Below are 18,078 nucleotides of genomic sequence, written 5' to 3'. Positions count from 1 at the left end.
ACACGAAAAAAAAGGGCAAAAAAATTGATTGAACTCAAGATTTACTGATCCGTGAAAAAGTTTCAGGTGTCATCCTCAAATAGTTGGCAATATGTTTATTGGGAATAATTTGGAATAAGAGAGGGTTTCTCTTAAAAACACGCTCATATCGGATTTTAGGGGAGTCCTGCAATAGATCCTGTTCTCTGTCAAGCTGTTGCTTCACCAATCCCTCTAATATGTTGATGTAAAGCGAAGTGTTCTCAGGACTTTCGTAGACGAAATGCATAAAATCTTCTTTTTCCGCGACCAATACTTCAGTTTTCTTGATGGCTTGAATAACAAAATCTGAATGGCAACCATCAAAGAAGGAGTCCATGGCTACGATAAGATCTCCAGTATAACCTAGCCGGATAATCTGTTCGGCATCTTGTTGGAAGATGGAAATTTTAAGGCTGCCTTTTTTTATGAAGTATATTTTTGAGTCTATAGTTCCGCTGCTTTTAATCAGTTCATTCCGCTTGAATGTAAGCGTTTTCTTAAAAACGGCAGGTGTAATTAGATCTTTGAATACAGTCATGTCTGATATTGCTTTAATGAATGAAGCTTTCATAATGATGAAAATTACTCCTGTTATCTGCCTTCAAATATGGAGTCTTCGGCGACAAATATGGTCGGGCTCCAGACTAATATGCATTTCTGAATAAAAAGTAAATATTTATTTTCAGATTTACAGCAGTAAATTGAAATCTCAAGTCCATAAAGGTGGTCATGAGTCGTTAAACTCACTGCATGAAGCCTTTTTGTGGTTGCGATAAAATGTAAATAAGAATCATTAGCTAAAAATAATATTTTAAAATTATGTTTAAATTTTTCAAAGAATTATTGAGTGCAGCAAAGGAGGGCGTAAGGGAAGCGAAAGAGGAACTCGCTGAGGAAGCGGAATTGGATAAAGCAAAAGAACAGCAAATTAACAGTAAGGATACGCTGAACAATATTCCTTATGAAGAGCAATTCGGTACAGCGTTGGGCGCGGCATTCCGTGTTATCGTCTTTGGCGATTGGTTTACCGTATTCGGCAGTGCTGGTGACGATGGAACTTATCCGGCTCATCTATATCAGTTCGGAACTTATCCCAAACAGGCGGAGTACCGCGATGAACTGGTGAAGCTATTGAAAAGAGACTTCGCTATTGCAGATACCGAAAGCTGCCTGCAAATATTAGCAGCATATTTTAACTTGCTCGGAATTAGGACAGGGGAAACCGCTCTGGAAGGTCGGGAAGATCAAATCGACAGTGGAAGCTGGGATATCAGCAAACCCGGTGTGGATGCGCTTGCTATTACTGTCAGTAGTCATATCACGACTGCAGCAGCGGATGTCGGGTATCTACCGAAATCAGCCGCTTTGGATATCTTGAAAAAGCTTTCTTCCTACGCAAGATTGCACTTTAAAGATTGGCATACTTTCTCCGAAAAATTTTTGGAGGGAGAACATCATGTTGGGCTAAACAATAAAATCGGGAAATCTTATTTAAAAAGATATGTTGGCTATTTAAGGGAAAAGATAGGCAGTCCTTGGAATAATATTGATTGGAATACCCAACCAGTCCAAGACCGTGTGCTGTCAGCTATTGCCTGGACATTTCAGGCCAAGTCGTATCATAGCTCCCAGGAGTTTGATGCCGATGTTGCGGAGTATCAGCGTGATATTTTAGGCGATCGGGCGAAATGGGATGCCAATGAAATTGTGGTCGATGCGCCCGAAATAGAGCTTTGTTATATGTGTTGGATCAAGGGGATGGAAGATTTGAATCCCAATGAGGTACTAATGGATGATAAAGAAGAGGCTTTTGATGAGGATAATGGAGAGGATGGGTATTTTCAAGTAGATATATGCGCCCGAATCCAAGCTTCCAATGGGAAGAATTTTACCGCACTGGACCTATTGTATCAGATGGAGAAACAATTGATAGGCAAGGAACTGGGGGATCATATATTCTTTGAGGGGCTTGATCGTGTCGAGAATCATTCCGGCGATACACCCTTGTATTTTATCAGTTTTGGAAGTTAGTCTTTTTTATCGCAAGAAACGGAAATACGTATCATACTGTTGTTTATTATAAAAATAGCGGCATATTATGCCGCTTATCAATCACTCAATGACAAGCATTGAGTGATTTTTTATGTTCCCATCTCGATATCATCCCAATCTGAATCTTTGTTGATAAGCCATTCCAATGCTTTTCGGCGCTCATAGACGAGTCCTTCATTGATCAATGCTTGTTTTCCCTTTAGCCTCTCATCAACACAGTACCAATGTAAGCGGTAATAAAAATCAAGCATGGCGTAAATTTCATTTCCACTTTTTAACGACGACAGACGATCAATTTTTTCATTATTTTCATTGCGTTCGAGGTTTGGTAACAAGGAGGCCATATGGTCGCCACACCATGCGGTTTCATCAAGATTATCGACTAGTTCAGTTGCCCACATCAATGCCCAGAGACCCTCAAGGTACCATCTTAATGAATTAAGTTCACGGTCTGAAAGTGCGTCGTTATCTTTTTGTAGAATTTCCTGTTCCCATTTCGATAAATGTTTGCTCAGGCCATGATAGTCGATCCAGTTCCTGATAATTTCTACCGGAGCTTCAAAGGATATATTGATCAACGCATTCATGACAGACATTCTCCCTCTTACTGTATCAACGCTTCTGGTATTCGGATCCTCTAAAACTGGTAACCAAGCTGTAAAGCGGTAGTTTTTGGCCTCAATTTGTTTGATATTTGCCTCTTTTATGGCATTCTTTTCTTCTATAGTCATACTTTTTAACAATGATTTTCATTTAAATAGCCGGATTTCTCCGCTGAAAATTTATACATAGCTGCTTTAATCTTCATCTTCGTCTTCATCTTCGTCTTCAAATGAAATGTAAGACCAATCAACATCAAGTACTTCGAGTATATTGTCAAAGAGTTGCGGATCCATTGTTCCGACAAATGCCCCTTGACATACGCCGTTGCCATCAAAAGAAAGGCTAATAACATCCGTATAATCGCGGGTAAATATTTTTTGGTTATCAACACTCAATTCCGGAATTAATTCCCAACCAGATTCCACAGCAGTCACCATAGTGGATGGAATCGTGTGAAGACAATTGGCATAATACCGTAAACCTCCAAAAGTACCATTATAGATTGCCATCATCAGCAAAAAGTCTGAAACATGTGCTTTTTCTAGCTCCCAGTCTGAATCGTATGCGGTATCGTAATTTGCATACACTGGCGGATTATCCAAAGATAGATCTGTCGTTTTGATTCCCCAGGTGACTACAGCCTGATTCTCTTCATAGATGGGTAGATAACCATCCAATAGCGCTACATCATCTTCGAGGCTAAGTAATCGATTATAGCAATAATTGATGTTACTATTTGCGCCCAAAGTCTGATAATATGTCCGTAAAGTTTTAGGAAAAACGATATTTATTTTTTCTTCAAGTTTCTGGATCTCTAGTTCGCTATATCCGTCAATATTATCCTGTTCTAAAGCAAATAACTTCCTTATCTTATTTAAATAATCCATCGATCTTGATTTTACAGTACCTAAAATAGTTAATTCGGTAGTAAAATAAAACCTTCGGCCCATCTTATTTCGCTGTCGTCCATAAAAATCTGCATATTGGATTATATTTGATAATTTTGTGCTGCTAATTAATTACTGCATTACATATTTAGGCGTTTTTTTGATGTCTGGAGTGAAAGACAAGTTTCGTTTAATAAAGAGAAGAATGTATTTATACCTTATATTTTTAATAGGCTTTGCGCTATTCATTGTACTATTTAGCCTAATTTTCAGGCAGTATACTGCTGGATTTAAACGTAAAAATAGTCAAATCGGTTATGAAGCTTCAGCTGATTTGGTTGGAGAAGAGATCAGAAAGATTTCATCCCGTCCTTTCCTGTTTGGCTTGGAAGATAATCTTGTCAGTGATGAAGATTTCTATTTTGATGATATAAACTTTTATGCTATTGATAATAAACAGCAGAGAAAGGCGGTTTTCCCGCTAACGGATATCATCGAGCTGAGCAAGACTTCGATAACAATCACAAATCATAGGGTCTGGCAAGTCATTATCAATGGAGCTGTCAATCAAAAAATAGTATTTAAGTTTACGCACAACTATACCCTATGTAATAAAGATTTTGTTAAATTTTATAAGAAAATAGCGCAAATAAACCCAGCCGCAATAAAATCGAAATGGAGTCTTTGGACAATGTAGAGAAGGAGAATGCTGATATATAGATCAATTGGCTAGCTTGGTCTATATATCAGCGTAACTGCAATAATATGATGTTTTGTGCGGAGCAGATCTATGTGATTAAAATAATCCGCTCATCCATTGATTTCCAATAGCCCTGTTGTAATAGTTTATCAATTGAAGTATTGATCATGCTATCAATTTGAGCTCCAGTCTTCGAAAAGGAAAAGACCCTAGCTGTGGCGCGTACAAGATCCTCTCTTAATAGACTGAGACTGTTGTCCATGACCTCGATAAGTGCAACCTCTATTTCCTCAGGTGCAATATCTTCGATCGCTCGTTTTTCTAGGCTATTATCACGGTAATAGGTCAACGCTGTGGCTGATTGTTCCTGATCCCAATAAAAAATTTGATGGGAAAGATCCTCCTTTACTCCGGGCAATTTTCTCGTCACTTCAGTTAGATACTGTACAAGTTTTGATGTGGCTCTTGTGGTGTTCCATAAACGTAGCACCTTGCGAAAGAGATGGTTTTGACTGATTGGAGATTCCGTGCGGATGATCTTTAGGATCTGATCGCTCAATACCGTTCGATAGGCCACATCATAAATTAATTCTGGACTTGCTGTTGTCATTGGATTGACTTTGGCGCTTACATAAGGTTTCATTTTAGATGAAACAATGGCATCATCGGATAGCACTGAAAGGCTGGTTTTCGATTGTGCTTGAGAAGCATCGATGATGATAGGCTCTTTTGCCGTTGTATCGTTTACGATGCGTTGAATTTCCGCTTGGATCTCATTCAGTATTTTATCTCTGTTTTTTATCCAGTCTAAGGTCCAGATGCGGTAAATATTCCAGCCCAGTGATTGCAGCACATTCGGAATCAGCAGTTCCCTGTCATTGGTTGTCTGTGTATTGAAATAGTTTTTCCCGTCAACCAATATCCCCAAAATATACTGATGAGCATGCAGCGGATCCACAATACCAATATCAACACGATAGCCCGAGGTACCGATATTTGTTTTCACTTTTATACCCTGTTGGTCTAAATATTTCGCAATCGATTGGATGAGCGTATATTTTTCCTGATCATGGGCTACTGCTTCAGCTGTCTGCAATACGCCTCTTTCAGCGAAGTTTAAAAAGGCTTTTAGTCCCTCCACACCAGCTGAACTGGTACGGTTTAAATCAATCTGATCTCCCTTTAGCGAAGAGAAAACACGCATTTCGTATCGGGCCCGGGTCACAGCGACATTGAGTCTGCGCCAGCCGCCATCACGATTCAAAGGACCGAAATTCATCGATACCTTGCCATCTTCGTCTGGGCCATAGCCGATGGAAAATAGAATAAAATCACGTTCGTCGCCTTGGACATTTTCTAAATTTTTAATAAAAATAGGCTCATCACCCTGTAGCGCCGTTTCTTCTAAGTCGGGATGCGCTGAGAATAATGACTGCAACAAATCTTCAATTAAATTCTGCTGCGTTTGACTAAAAGTGACCACACCCAATGAACGATGAGGACGATGTTCCAAATGCTGTTTTATATATTGGATCACTGCCTCAGCTTCCTTCAGATTTGTTCGGGTTTTCCCCTTGTCGTAATGACCATCGATAAATTGAAAACTTACTTTCTTATCCTGATCGTCATGGGAAGGAAATGTCAATAATTTGTTCTCATAAAAATTGGAGTTACTGAAAGAAATAAGACTTTCATGTTTACTGCGATAATGACGCAATAGGTATTTCGATGGAATGGACAAGGCGAGGGAATCATCCAGGATGCTTTCCAGGTCTTCTAATTCCATATGATCTTCATCAATTTTGTTGCTGGCAAAGAAGCTCGTTGGTGGCATTTGCTTTGGATCCCCCACAATAATGGCCTGTTTAGCCCGGGCAAGGGCGCTGATTGCTTCTGATGTCGGTAGCTGCGATGCTTCATCGAAAATAACCAGATCGAAGTGATCGGTATTTACATCAAAATATTGGGCGACCGAGATCGGACTCATCAGCATGCAGGGCTTGAGTCGCGGAAGTAAGGTCGAAATCTGATCAAATAAACGACGGATACTGACTCCACGTCCTCGATTTCGGATCGCACGTTGTAAGATTCCAATTTCCGAACTATGAACTGCTTCCTGGGAAAGGTTGGGGATTTTGTTGCTGAGCTCCAAAACCAATTGCTCCCGTACCAATCGGGTAAACTCTTGATGAAGTGTCTTGTATTGTAAAATCTGTGCCTCATATACAGCTGCATCAAAACCATTTAAAATGCTGGACTGATCCAAAGAATTTACAAAGTAATTGAGATGCAATACACTTTCCATATCCATGCTCAGTGCATCTTTATTGATTTTGTTCGATTCAAGTAGATCAATCAACCAGGATAGTCCCAGTTTTATACCCTGATCCTTATAATAATTGTATCGGATCCAGTCTTCAAGTTGATCTAAATCTTGTTTTATTTGATTTAAAACATCGACTTCTGGAATATGAACTAAAAATGCCGAAATGGCCTGATGCTTATCTAAGTAATGTTGGAGCGTTAAAATAAGGGTTGGTATTCTCAACTTTAGATCTATATGTGCGAGTATATAGTTTAACCAAGATTGAAAGTTTTCAAATTTGAGCTGTTGCGCCAGTTCATTGAATGCCCGCAGTTCTTGCTGATGCTGTTGCAGTGTAACTAAATTATAGGTATTGCCTATGAGATAATAACTCGTCGCTTCGTTTATCGGATAGAATTGCGGTTCCGCCAAATTCTTTGCCACCAGATCGAAGGAATTTTTCTGATAAAAGAACTGATCAACCTGCTGTTCGGAAGTAATTTTGTTTGTGGCAAAACCATTTAAGAATTTTTTTACTTTACGTTGTTTCAACCATTTGGGTAGAAACCAGGAATGTTTTGACTGATTCCATGTGGATTCAATCAGATTCCAGTCTGTCGTAAATATTCCGTTGCCAAAATCTGTAACAAGCGCATTTTCTAATGTCTGTTTTTGGCTCTGCAGTTCAACCCAATGATCAAGTAAATTTTTTTGGCGAACATCAAAGTAAACATTTACGATGGTCTGATGCGCCGAAAACTGAGTGATCTTTTCGAGAAGTGAACATAGCGAGGTCTTGTTTTCGATCCAATTCTTCGGGAGATTCAATTGCAGATCTGAGAGAGCTTTTGTTGCCTCAGCGTCTGCCTGTATATAATCTTCGATAGATTTCTCGATATTATTTTTGTGAGCAAAGTTCTGATCTTTCAAGTGGATCAAGTGCAATGGGTGCTTGTCAATCGCTGGTAATTTATGCGTTAACTCTCCGAAGGGGATTGCCCAGTCCTGCCAATTATTCCAGGTCTTTTTGTCAATATGTTCCAGTTGAAGGGATAGCAACCAGTCCGTGTTGATTTCGACATGATGACTGTCTAAATAGGAAACGGAATCATACAGGCTCCAACCCACTGCAAAGGGCTGATGTAAGGAGTCAACATATTGACTTAATGCTGCTTTGCGCTGATCAATACGTTGTGCTTCTTCCTGAAAATCGATATGACTTTGATACTTGGGTGTTTCCAGGCTCTTTTCCAATTGCCGTAGGACATCTGATTTTTTAGATTTATTTGAATGTAACTCTAAACAGAAGGAACCTAAACCAATTTTTACCAAACGGCGATGTACCACATCCAAAGCAGCCTTTTTAGCAGCGACAAAAAGCACTTTTTTGTCATTCGCTAGTGCATTTGCGATAATATTGGTGATGGTCTGGGATTTACCGGTCCCGGGAGGGCCATGTAATACAAAGCTCTTATTCGCATTGGAGTGACGTACAGCTTCAAGCTGGGAATTGTCTGTTGGAATGGGCAATGTTAACAAGGAAGAGGGGAGCTGCTCCAGATTTTCCGAATCAGCGGTGATATCCAATAGATCCGAAAGCCGCCCGTCAATCAAGCTCTTTACAATGGTGCTTTTTTTAATTTCTTCTGCATATTTGGTTAGGTCCTGCCATAGAATAAGCTTGTTAAAAGAGAAGTTACCAAGGACAACCTGTTCCTGAATATCCCATCCTTCCAGATTTAAAATAGATTTTCTTAAAATGGCGAATACTTTTTGTACGTCAACCCCTGACTCATCCATTGGTAGCACTTCCAAGGCATTGAGGTTAAGCTTAAATTCCTGTTTGAGATACTCCAACAATGTAATATTAATCATGGCCTCCTCTTCACGGCTTCGGAGCGTAAACTTGGTGTTGACAGATCTGCGTGATAATTCAACAGGAATCAATAGGATGGGGGCAAGTCTAGGCTGTTGATTGGTTTTGGGTTCAAACCACTTCAATAAACCGACCCCCAGATACAAGGTGCTCTTTCCATTTTCCTCTTCGGCCAGTTTCGCATTGCGGTACAGGTGTGTTAAGATATTATCCAGATCATCCTGATGATAAAGTGTCAGCAGGCGATTATATCTGAATTCATCGTCAGCAAGCTTGAATAATGGCTCGGAAGAATGCAAGGGTTCTAAATAAAGATTGTAACGTCGTAAAACCTCTTGACTGTAGTTGGGATGTATGGTAAGTGATTTTCCGTTTGATAGATGATCTTCCAAGAGATCAGTTTTCAGATCCACTATTTGCAACATACTTTTAGTGAACCGGAGGTTCAATAGGTTATTTCTGAGTGAAAGGTCGAGCAGCTTTCGTTCCCAGATTTTTTGTTTTGTTAGATCTTTGACTTCACTGAGAACGAGATCCAGTTTGTTGTCATCGATATTAAAATAATCGATAGCCTGTTTTTTGGTTGATCCAGTGGTATTCTTTAAAGCTGCGTTGTTCAGTTCGTCCTTTCCAGTAAAAGGTAAGGGAAGGATCCCATGCGAACGGGCATGTTTGATATCAAGGGATAAAATAAAGTTGTTGGCATGTAATAGCTGCGTTTCGGCGATGTTCATTGCTTCCCGCATGGTATAGGCATTTCCTCGGCATAAATGCGTAGACTCGATCAAAGCGATATCATCAATTCCATGCGCGATCCGTTTTGAAATAGCCGCCTGATCATAATTGACAACAGCTTCTAGTCGCTGGTCGCTGAGCCAAACGCCTATAAATGCATGCCCTCGGGTGACAATAAGAATTGGATTCAGATCGATAGCTTCCAGACAGGCCGCAAATAGTAGCGAGATATCGATACAGTTTCCAAACTTCGTTTCCCAGATCTGATCGACCAGACGAATACGCTGACCTTCAGTTTCAAAACTTGCAGGCATGGCGCTGTATGTAATATTGATATTTAGAATAGCCTGATATAGGGCCATTACTTCCTGCAGTACACGATCCTTGCTAACGGATTGATAGCCCAAAAACGCCGGCGTTAACCTGTTTTTCTCAAGAATTTTGACGGCCTCTGCTTTAATCGTATAGATGATATCGTGATTGGGCAAAACGTAAGAAGCCAATAACTCGGGGTACTTACTTAAGCCGCCAAAATAATCCATCGGTAACACGTTTACTGTGAATTTTTGCTGATATAAGATTTCATTTTTAGCATAAATCGTACAGGTAAGCGTATCCAAATCTTTCTCTACCAGATTCCGGATAAATGGAATGTTGTAATCGAAAGCTAAATTTTCCACTGTCACTGGTGTTCCTTCCAAAAACCTGTCTATATGGAATGTGTAAGGGCTAAACAATCCGATTTCAGAAGTAATCTCAATTTTGACCTGTTCAATATCCTGGGTGATCGCGGTGATTTTTATTTTTTCCACCAGCGGCAGATTATGGAAACAGAAGCTGTAATTAAAGTGAGAAGCTTTCTCTATTGCAACCTGAAAACAAGCATTAGTTTCGATCATTTTAAAAAAAAAATATATTAGTTTAAAGATATAGAAAATTTATATACTCCCAATTGCTTTATACGCGATTTCTAGATGTCGTTTTGCGTGTAATTTTTGGCAAAATATATAAAGGAAGCATTATTAAATCTGTGCCAGATTTAATAAGTGATTTAAAATGAAAAAATTATATGCTTCCCTTATCGGAGTAATGTTAGTTGTGTTGACCAATGTTATTATGGCGCAGGCAATCTTCGAAATAGAATAGTTAGATAGCAGTTCCTTATAGATATCGGTGAAAACCTATGACGGTATCTTTTTGACCAATAAACCGAGTTGAGCGAACTTATGGATATGTTAGCAAAAAAAAGGATCAATAAAAAATAAACAAATAAAAAAATGCCGATGTGATTAACATTGGCATTACCTTATACGTCCTATAAAGTTTCAGGGATGTTATTTTTTAACTTCACCTTTGTATTTTACGTCACCATTTACATATAGATCTGATTTATCAGCATCATATTTAAAGGTATCCTTTTGGTATGTATTGTTTTCAGTTTTATCCAAAATAATCGTTGTTTTATTGTCGTCTGGTAAAAATAACTCCATTTTAGATTTATCGTCATTAGCAACAACAAATGCACTGATGATAGCATCCCCTTCTTTAACATCAACAGGATTCAGACGTGTTCCTACATTAAAGACCTGAATACATCCCTGTTTAACTTCACTCCAGGTTTGGCCTGCACCGACAAGACATCCATGTTCATCCTTATCGCCGCCGATAGATGGTGTTTCTTCTTTGGCCAGACTGTCTGTATGCTCAGCAGACTTTGGTTGCTGGGCATTATTACATCCTGCAAATAGGGTAACACATAGTGCTAAAAATGCTAATTTTTTCATTTTAATCGGTTTTTATATGTTTGGTTCTGCAGTGCAATAAATATACCATACTTGCCAAATTGATCCTTTATTCGAAAAAAATAATTGCTCCGTAAATATTGCCATAGGGCAAGCTAATTTAATAGCATGTTTATTAATATTGTGTTGCAGCTAATACTACAAGTTCATTCACCGCTTTTTATGCTTCCAAAGGCAGTTGTTGAAATATTTATCCAATAAACGATGGAAATTAATTAACGGATCGCAATTAATCTAGAAAATAACATATGGAAGATGTAAATTCAGGGGAAAAAAAACTGGTTTCAGTTGTTTTGGTGGAGAAACCGCTCGAAGATGTCTGGGAGCACTGGATCAGATCAGCGTCTATAAAACAATGGAATATTCCATTCGATGATTGGCATTGTCCGGAGGTGGAGAACGATTTTAGGGAAGGTGGGCAATTTAATTTTCGAATGGAGCGGCGAATTGATCATGAAGGTTTTGATTATGTTGGGATATATGAATGTATTATCCCTTTCGAATATATTGAAAGTATCAGTGGCGGGAGAAGCTGTATTGTTGAATTTCAGGCTATCGATCATAATACGATTATAAGGGAGACGTTTGAACCAGACACGGTGACACCGCTGGATCTTCAGCAGAATTTCACCGACGCCGTTCTGCTCAGCTTTAAAAAATTTGTAGAAAGCAGATAAAGCTAGATCTTAGATAGAATAAACTAATTAAATTGAATAATGAGCATGTTGAACAATCACTCAGGCTATGCCGCAGCTAACGGGATAAAACTATATTATGAAATATATGGGGCTGGAAAGCCTCTTGTGCTTATCCACGGTGGTGGCTCCTCAGGTTTTTTTGATTTTGAAGAGAGCGTGATACGATTGAAAGATCGCTATCAATTGATCTTGCTGGATATGCAAAATCATGGTCGATCGGAGCATAGGGAAGTTCCGGAGACATTTGAACAGGATGCAAGGGACATTATTGCGGTTTTGGATTACCTAAAGATCATTAAAACCTCATTTTTAGGTTTCAGTAATGGTGCAACGACCATTTTGACACTTGCTTCTCTTTTCCCGGATAGGGTAGACAAATTAATTGCTGCTTCGGGTAACACGAAAAGAGAGGGCTTGTTAGATGGCTTTTTTGATAGCATGTCAGCTTCTACGATTGAGGTGATGCCGCCTTATTTGAAGGAAAATTTTTTGAAATTGAATCCGGATCCCCAAAAGTTTAAAAATATGTATGAAAAGGATAGCCAACGGATGATAAATTTTCAGGATTTTGAACCGGGCACCTTGGAAAATATATCCTGTCCAGTATTTCTGATCGGCGGAGATCAAGATGTAGTCAAAGGACAGCATTTAGCGGAAATGCAAAAGCAGATTCCGAATGCCCGCCTCATGATCCTTCCGGCCAATCACGGTAACTATATCATGAAAGATTTTAATGGGGAGGTTGATAACAGCCTAATTGATTTTACCATTGCTCAGATTCAAAAATTTCTTGAGAGCGAATAGCATCTCCCTATTCAGTCCATGTGTGTTGAGCTGAAGCGATTTTAGTGCAGCAGATGAGGTATTTAACGGCGCATACTACGTTCCAAACTACGTATGCGTTGTTGATTTTTACCATCAACACGTGAAGCAACGGCCCATATTGCCGCGGGCAACCAACCTAAAATAGTAAGTTGGAGGATTAAACAAATAATTCCACTGAATATTTTACCTCGTAAAAAGAAAGATAACCAAGGTAGTAATACTGCAATCAATATCATATCAAACGATTTATAAAAGAACTGTGTAAAAAACCGAAACAGGCTCCGTTCATTTCGCTGTAACAGATAGCTTAAATGTACACAACAAAAATCGACAATAATATGTAAGAAAGCAAATCGCTGAAGATGTTAAGAAATCTTAAAATTTTATGTTTCCATTCCTCTTTTAAAAATTCAGGGCAGGAGTGGCACCAATGTTGATGTTCCCCTGTCGAATATTTTTAGATGCAGTTTACAATAAGATAATGACGGAACACATGAAAGAGAGCATAAACATTATTGAGATTTTGGACAATAAATATAAGGCGTATTTGGAAGAAGACGGAAAATGGCTCAATGAAGGATTTAGAAACATTTTTATAGAAGGAGAGGCCAGTAGAGAGAATTTAAAAACACCGGTTTACCTGATGTTGCCCGAAGAAATTAGGGAAGATGTAGATCAGCTATTATCGGACAATTTCAGTTAAAAAGGGGACTAATTTACAGCAGGTTTTTTCATGTCATCAATTTTCCCTTTTTCCTCTTGGTGTTTGACCACATTCGCTATACCAAATCTTTTGATAGTCTGATAGATCTGCTGTTTCTCTTTTCTACTCAACACGTCTAACATCGTGAGTATCTCTTTTCCCTGTGTAGTTTCCAGTTCGAGTCTTGTCCCTGTCCATATAGTTGCAGTTATCCGGATATTGACAATTTGTACGAATGGAACAAATACCAATAAATCTAGGTCAGCAATGGCTTTTTTGAATGTATTTCTAGCGGGCATTCTTGTGAAATAAAATCCCCTTGAATCTGTTTTCGCCCGAACGGCTTTTTTGTTGTTCTTCAGCATCCAACACCCGATCAGGATGCATATCAGCTTTAATGGTAGCCATGGTATGGATCCCAAAAAAGAAGTAATGTCTATCCATAATGTTCCTGTTCCAATGAGCACTAAAATAACAGCGATCATGATTCTTTTCCAGTTTGGATGATAATAAATCTTTTCAGACTGCACCTCATTAACCATAAGCTCCCTATAAGTGAAGATCTATTTTTTACTTCAGGTAATCAACCTATTCATTGATCAATAGTAATGTAAAACGATAGATTATTTCGTAAATATAATCGTGTGCAACAGTAGATACGTTTTAAATTTACAATCCGCCAGAAAAGATTTTATATTCGATCATATGCCGAATTGTCTCATTGATGATCCGTATGTTTATAGACTAAAATACCGATTTCCTCGGCCTTCATTTTACCGAAAAATCGTGGACGAAATCTGGATTTGAATAGTGACCATAGGATTCAATCTGCTCCATCCATAGGGAAAAGAACAGGATTGACACCGATAGACTATAGAAACAGATACAAAGGCCAATTTGATGAAGTCCAAGGCCTGGACTATCCGACATCTCAGATCTGGATGATAATGTGAATTGTTTTTAGGGATATTTTTGCCTGCATAAATCAAAATATTTACTAAAATGAATTATCAAATTAAAAGAGCCAATCTTGAAGACTTGAACGAGACCGCAGAATTGTTTAACCTTTATCGAATTTTTTACCGTCAGGAATCTGATCTGGAAAAAGGGAAGATGTTTTTAAAGGAGCGCTTTTTGAAGGACGAATCGATTGTTTTTCTAGTTCTCACTGACGGTAAAGCCGTGGGCTTTGTACAATTGTATAAATTATTTCATTACACTAAATTAGAAATGCAATGGTTGTTGAGCGATCTGTTTGTTCATCAGGACTATCGCGGTAGGGGACTCTCCGTAGCACTGATCGATCAGAGCAAAGAATGGTGTATCGAAACCGGTGCCTGCGGGTTAATGCTCGAAACAGAAAAAACAAATGACATTGGCAATACGCTATACCCACGTTGTGGTTTTGAATACGATGGACTTCACAACTATTATCATTGGTGGAGTAAAAGGTAAACTGTATTTTGTCTAGTCCATATCATTAGATTATTTTATGGACTAGACATTTTCAAAATTTTATGATTAAGAAAGTATCTGTTGACGATGATGATTGAGGTGGGCTACATAATCTTCCATCAAAAAAGCAAGTGTTAGATCATTACATTTTCGCATTGTGAGGCTTTTAGTAATCAAAGTCTTGAATAGAAATAAAAGTTGCTTGTTGAGTGCTAACCATAGATCAAGCAGCTGTTTGGTTTCTGACTGCTGATAATTTGCATTTTCACAAAAGTCATCCTGTGTGTAAAAGATCTGCGGATTTTCCTCAGATTGTGCTCTAATAAACCGGAGATAGTTTGTCATTGCGCTATCGATCAGGTGCCCTAAAATTTCTTTCTTGCTCCATCTTTCTGGAACTGGCTTCGCACTAAATGCTATGGTATCAATGGCCGAAAGTTCACTCGGGAAAGCAGCTATGAGCACTTCAAAATCTTGTATAAAATTGTCCATTTTTATTGAATGTTAACATGGTAATAGCTGATTGTTAAGCTTCATTGACTGTTTTGTCAAATTTCAAATAAAAAATATTTTGTTTGAAATTTGACAAAACAATTTTACCGCAAGTCATATTTAAAGATATAACTGTTATTACAAATTAATAAAATAAAAATTTATGAACAGAAATCAATTGGTTTTTAAATCCATCTTTTGTTTTGGATTAGTTGCATCCCTATGGATGACGGGGTGTCAAAAGCAGGTATTATCGACGAATGAAGATGATGCGGTGAATCGTTTGAATCAGTTAAATGCGCAGGCTGCCGCAGTAACGACAAATGCCGTTGTGGAATGGAACCAGGAACGGCAAAAAATTGACGGTTTTGGTGCCTTCGGAGGGCGTATCGTTCCTTTCTTTGAATCTCCGAAGAGAGATAGTATTCTGGACTATCTTTGGGGTAATTCGGGTTTGAAGTTGAATATATTGCGCGGCAAGGTATTACATACCTATCCTTTCAATCAACAGAATAGGGTGGTGACCATCAAGCCTGCAGGGGTTGATATCGATGTCGCAGTGAGTAGTCCGGCTTATCAGGCACTTTCGGCGGATGCGCGCGAGCATCTTGGACAGCTGTGGATTCTAAAAAAGGCGAAGGAAAGATTTCAGGTCCCGGTTATTATCGCCAGTACCTGGACACCACCGCTTTATATGAAGACGAATCCCAATAGTATCAGTGGTAAATGGTTCAATGGACTTAATCTGAATACTTCATCGACGCTATTTGCCCATTATTTGGCCGGTTTCGCTAAAGCCTATCAAAATGAAGGGGTCACAATTAACGCCATATCGCCGACGAATGAACCTGAAAATGTGTTTTCGGATTGGGATGCCTCGTATTGGGCTTCAAATAAACTAGGTGAGTTTGTGACAAACAACCTGAGGCCAGCTTTAAATGATGAAGGTTTGCAAAGCACTAAAATTATCGCTTCTGAAAATGCTGCCTGGGGTACAGCCAATACCTTCCTGTCTGGAATGGACAGAAGTAATGTCGATATTTTGGCAGGACATGGTTACGTTGAAATTACAGAGTTGATCGGTGGAAAAAGAGGGTTTAACCAAAATCCATCAAAGTGGACTTTCGCTACAGGTGGCAAACCAATGTGGGTAACCGAAGCATCGGATGATGGCGGAAACTACGATGCCGGAATAGAAGGTGGTTTGAAGCTAGCTGTTAATATGCACAAATTGCTTGCAGATTGTGATGCCAGTGCCTATATTTTTTGGCTTGGCATGCTCGCATTCCAAAACAATGAGGCTTTAATCTGTACACGAAGTGATGGTTCATTAGAGTTTACCAAGGCTTATGATGTGCTGGGACACTATTCCAGATTTGTCAAAGCCAATTACAAACGTATTAATGTGGCAGTACAAAATGCCAATGGATTACTGATATCTGCGTATAAAGATCCGCAAACAGGTAAATTTGCCATGGTCGTCACAAATACGGGTAGCAGTAGTGTCCCGTTGGACATCAATCTGTCAGGTTTTGTCGGGGGACAATTATCCAATTATCAGACTACAGCGACCAGTACAGGTCATTGGGCACTTGCCGGCACGGTTGCGCCAACTGCAGGTGGTGTATATAGCTTAACTATCCCGGCAAAGAGTGTGTCGACACTCGAAGGAACCAAGCAATAAGGACATAAACGGAAAAGTAAGAACCCGAAGAGAAGCAAGCCCCTGAGCAGCGCATGTGTGAAAGAGGGGATACGAATAAAATAAAAGAAAATGGGCTGTCCGAAATCTTTTTGGACAGCCCATTTCAGTTTTCGAATCAATGCACTGCGGTTAATCCCATTTATTAGTTGTCGAAATGGCATACTTACCTGCCCCCATAAATAGAAAACTTAGTCCAATCAGCATGTAGATAACCAGGAGCTCCACTGCCCAGCCCCCAAATTCATTCAATTTAAAGATATTACCACTTTGGGCGAGACAAATTGCCGTAAGGCAGTTAATGGCGAATACTACACCCGCCAAACGTGTGCGTAGACCAAGGATAATCAAAATGGGGGCAATGATTTCGCCGACAAATACGCCATTGGCAAAAAAGGAGGGAAGTCCGATGCTGACGATGATGTCCTTAATGAACCCGATGCCATGAATCAACTTATTGATCCCGTACACCAACATGGGACCGCCAATAGCTACTCTACTGATTAAAATGCCTAAATCAAGATTTTTTTTCATTATATTATTTTTAAAAGTTGTGTTTTACAAAAGCGCCAATATTTTCCAGTGTTTTTTTACTGTTATTAAATTGGTCAAAATTGGATGCCAGTCCATACATAAGCTTGTCCTGTTTTAAGCCCAGCCGTATAAATTGAAGCCCACGCTGGTACATTTTAGTATTTACATTGCCGATAGCAAGTACACTGAAATAGGCCTGTTTCTGCGCGGTTAAATAGGGAGTATACTCAAATGATAAGGACTGTTCGAGCGTAAATCCTTTTTGATAGGTAGTGCCTATAGCGTAAGAAAAAGACTGGGTAGGTTTGCTCACGCGATATTGTACAAACGCGCTAAAGAAAGCTCCGGGATTTTTCATTCCAAAAGCTGCATTCAATGTGAATCGTTTACTAACTGTATAGGAAGCCGTATTTCTGATAAAAAAGATGTTTTCTTTATCGGTTGTATATTCTGTATCAAAAAGCGAAAGGTTGTTGATTTTTATTTTGTCACTGATCTTGTAGCTGACCTGATGCATATAGAAGTATGAACGATGTCCCAGGACGACCTCAGGTGTATAGGATAGTTGCTGAGCATGTGTCGCCACAGCAACCAAGGTAGAAAGTGCAAGTGTAATAGCTATTGTCTTCATGTTCTCTCGTTTGAATTACGAGCAAAACTAGACATGGCGGAGGGGATAAAAATTAAG

Annotated in this window: 17 protein-coding genes; 7 read left to right on the top strand and 10 right to left on the bottom strand. The window is 39.1% G+C overall.

Annotated features, from left to right (window positions below; translation table 11 throughout):
* Positions 1–34 precede the first annotated feature (34 nt).
* Positions 35–592, bottom strand: coding sequence for a Crp/Fnr family transcriptional regulator (locus BWD42_RS08775; protein ID WP_139351075.1), 558 nt, complete (start codon positions 590–592; stop codon positions 35–37).
* 248 nt (positions 593–840) lie between these two features.
* Between BWD42_RS08775 and BWD42_RS08770 the strand changes: the two genes are divergently transcribed.
* On the top strand, positions 841–2,052 hold the full coding sequence (locus BWD42_RS08770) for a DUF1266 domain-containing protein (RefSeq protein ID WP_077435083.1): 1,212 nt from the start codon (positions 841–843) through the stop codon (positions 2,050–2,052).
* A gap of 110 nt (positions 2,053–2,162) precedes the next feature.
* Here BWD42_RS08770 and BWD42_RS08765 read toward each other — a convergent pair whose 3' ends face one another.
* Entirely contained in the window at positions 2,163–2,804 is a 642-nt protein-coding gene (locus tag BWD42_RS08765; protein WP_077435081.1) for a DUF4272 domain-containing protein, read from the bottom strand.
* 66 nt (positions 2,805–2,870) lie between these two features.
* Positions 2,871–3,563, bottom strand: a complete 693-nt coding sequence (locus BWD42_RS08760; protein ID WP_139351074.1) for an SMI1/KNR4 family protein — start codon at positions 3,561–3,563, stop codon at positions 2,871–2,873.
* Positions 3,564–3,768: 205 nt separating this feature from the next.
* On the opposite strand from BWD42_RS08760, the gene BWD42_RS08755 reads away from it, so the two are divergent.
* Positions 3,769–4,260, top strand: a complete 492-nt coding sequence (locus BWD42_RS08755) for a hypothetical protein (protein ID WP_077435077.1) — start codon at positions 3,769–3,771, stop codon at positions 4,258–4,260.
* 91 nt (positions 4,261–4,351) lie between these two features.
* Here the strand turns inward: BWD42_RS08755 and BWD42_RS08750 are convergent, their stop codons facing one another.
* Positions 4,352–10,078: a DUF3320 domain-containing protein gene (locus BWD42_RS08750; protein ID WP_077435075.1), complete on the bottom strand. Its 5,727-nt coding sequence runs from the start codon at positions 10,076–10,078 to the stop codon at positions 4,352–4,354.
* A 435-nt stretch (positions 10,079–10,513) separates the two neighbouring features.
* On the bottom strand, positions 10,514–10,963 hold the full coding sequence (locus tag BWD42_RS08745) for a hypothetical protein (protein WP_077435073.1): 450 nt from the start codon (positions 10,961–10,963) through the stop codon (positions 10,514–10,516).
* A gap of 266 nt (positions 10,964–11,229) precedes the next feature.
* On the opposite strand from BWD42_RS08745, the gene BWD42_RS08740 reads away from it, so the two are divergent.
* Positions 11,230–11,658, top strand: coding sequence for an SRPBCC domain-containing protein (locus tag BWD42_RS08740; protein ID WP_077435071.1), 429 nt, complete (start codon positions 11,230–11,232; stop codon positions 11,656–11,658).
* A gap of 45 nt (positions 11,659–11,703) precedes the next feature.
* On the top strand, positions 11,704–12,483 hold the full coding sequence (locus BWD42_RS08735; protein ID WP_077435069.1) for an alpha/beta fold hydrolase: 780 nt from the start codon (positions 11,704–11,706) through the stop codon (positions 12,481–12,483).
* 62 nt (positions 12,484–12,545) lie between these two features.
* Here BWD42_RS08735 and BWD42_RS08730 read toward each other — a convergent pair whose 3' ends face one another.
* A complete protein-coding gene (locus tag BWD42_RS08730; RefSeq protein ID WP_077435067.1) occupies positions 12,546–12,740 on the bottom strand; it encodes a YqaE/Pmp3 family membrane protein in 195 nt (64 codons plus the stop codon).
* Between the two features lie 257 nt (positions 12,741–12,997).
* On the opposite strand from BWD42_RS08730, the gene BWD42_RS08725 reads away from it, so the two are divergent.
* On the top strand, positions 12,998–13,207 hold the full coding sequence (locus tag BWD42_RS08725; protein ID WP_077435065.1) for a hypothetical protein: 210 nt from the start codon (positions 12,998–13,000) through the stop codon (positions 13,205–13,207).
* 8 nt (positions 13,208–13,215) lie between these two features.
* Here BWD42_RS08725 and BWD42_RS08720 read toward each other — a convergent pair whose 3' ends face one another.
* Entirely contained in the window at positions 13,216–13,749 is a 534-nt protein-coding gene (locus tag BWD42_RS08720; protein WP_139351073.1) for a hypothetical protein, read from the bottom strand.
* A gap of 460 nt (positions 13,750–14,209) precedes the next feature.
* Here BWD42_RS08720 and BWD42_RS08715 point away from each other — a divergent pair, with 460 nt between their 5' ends.
* Positions 14,210–14,662: a GNAT family N-acetyltransferase gene (locus BWD42_RS08715; RefSeq protein ID WP_077435061.1), complete on the top strand. Its 453-nt coding sequence runs from the start codon at positions 14,210–14,212 to the stop codon at positions 14,660–14,662.
* A 66-nt stretch (positions 14,663–14,728) separates the two neighbouring features.
* On the opposite strand, the gene BWD42_RS08710 is transcribed toward BWD42_RS08715, so the two are convergent.
* Positions 14,729–15,154: a DinB family protein gene (locus BWD42_RS08710; RefSeq protein WP_077435059.1), complete on the bottom strand. Its 426-nt coding sequence runs from the start codon at positions 15,152–15,154 to the stop codon at positions 14,729–14,731.
* Between the two features lie 163 nt (positions 15,155–15,317).
* On the opposite strand from BWD42_RS08710, the gene BWD42_RS08705 reads away from it, so the two are divergent.
* A complete protein-coding gene (locus BWD42_RS08705; RefSeq protein ID WP_077435057.1) occupies positions 15,318–16,838 on the top strand; it encodes a glycoside hydrolase in 1,521 nt (506 codons plus the stop codon).
* Between the two features lie 150 nt (positions 16,839–16,988).
* Here BWD42_RS08705 and BWD42_RS08700 read toward each other — a convergent pair whose 3' ends face one another.
* Together BWD42_RS08700 and BWD42_RS08695 are read right to left on the bottom strand one after the other, a co-directional pair.
* Entirely contained in the window at positions 16,989–17,390 is a 402-nt protein-coding gene (locus BWD42_RS08700; RefSeq protein ID WP_077435055.1) for a DoxX family protein, read from the bottom strand.
* 10 nt (positions 17,391–17,400) lie between these two features.
* The gene (locus tag BWD42_RS08695) at positions 17,401–18,021 is read right to left on the bottom strand and encodes a hypothetical protein (RefSeq protein WP_077435053.1); all 621 of its coding nucleotides are present in this window, start codon (positions 18,019–18,021) and stop codon (positions 17,401–17,403) included.
* Positions 18,022–18,078: the final 57 nt, after the last annotated feature.

This window comes from Sphingobacterium sp. CZ-UAM (genome assembly GCF_002000245.1).
Lineage (GTDB): Bacteria > Bacteroidota > Bacteroidia > Sphingobacteriales > Sphingobacteriaceae > Sphingobacterium.
This window is presented reverse-complemented; position numbering and strand designations above follow the sequence as displayed.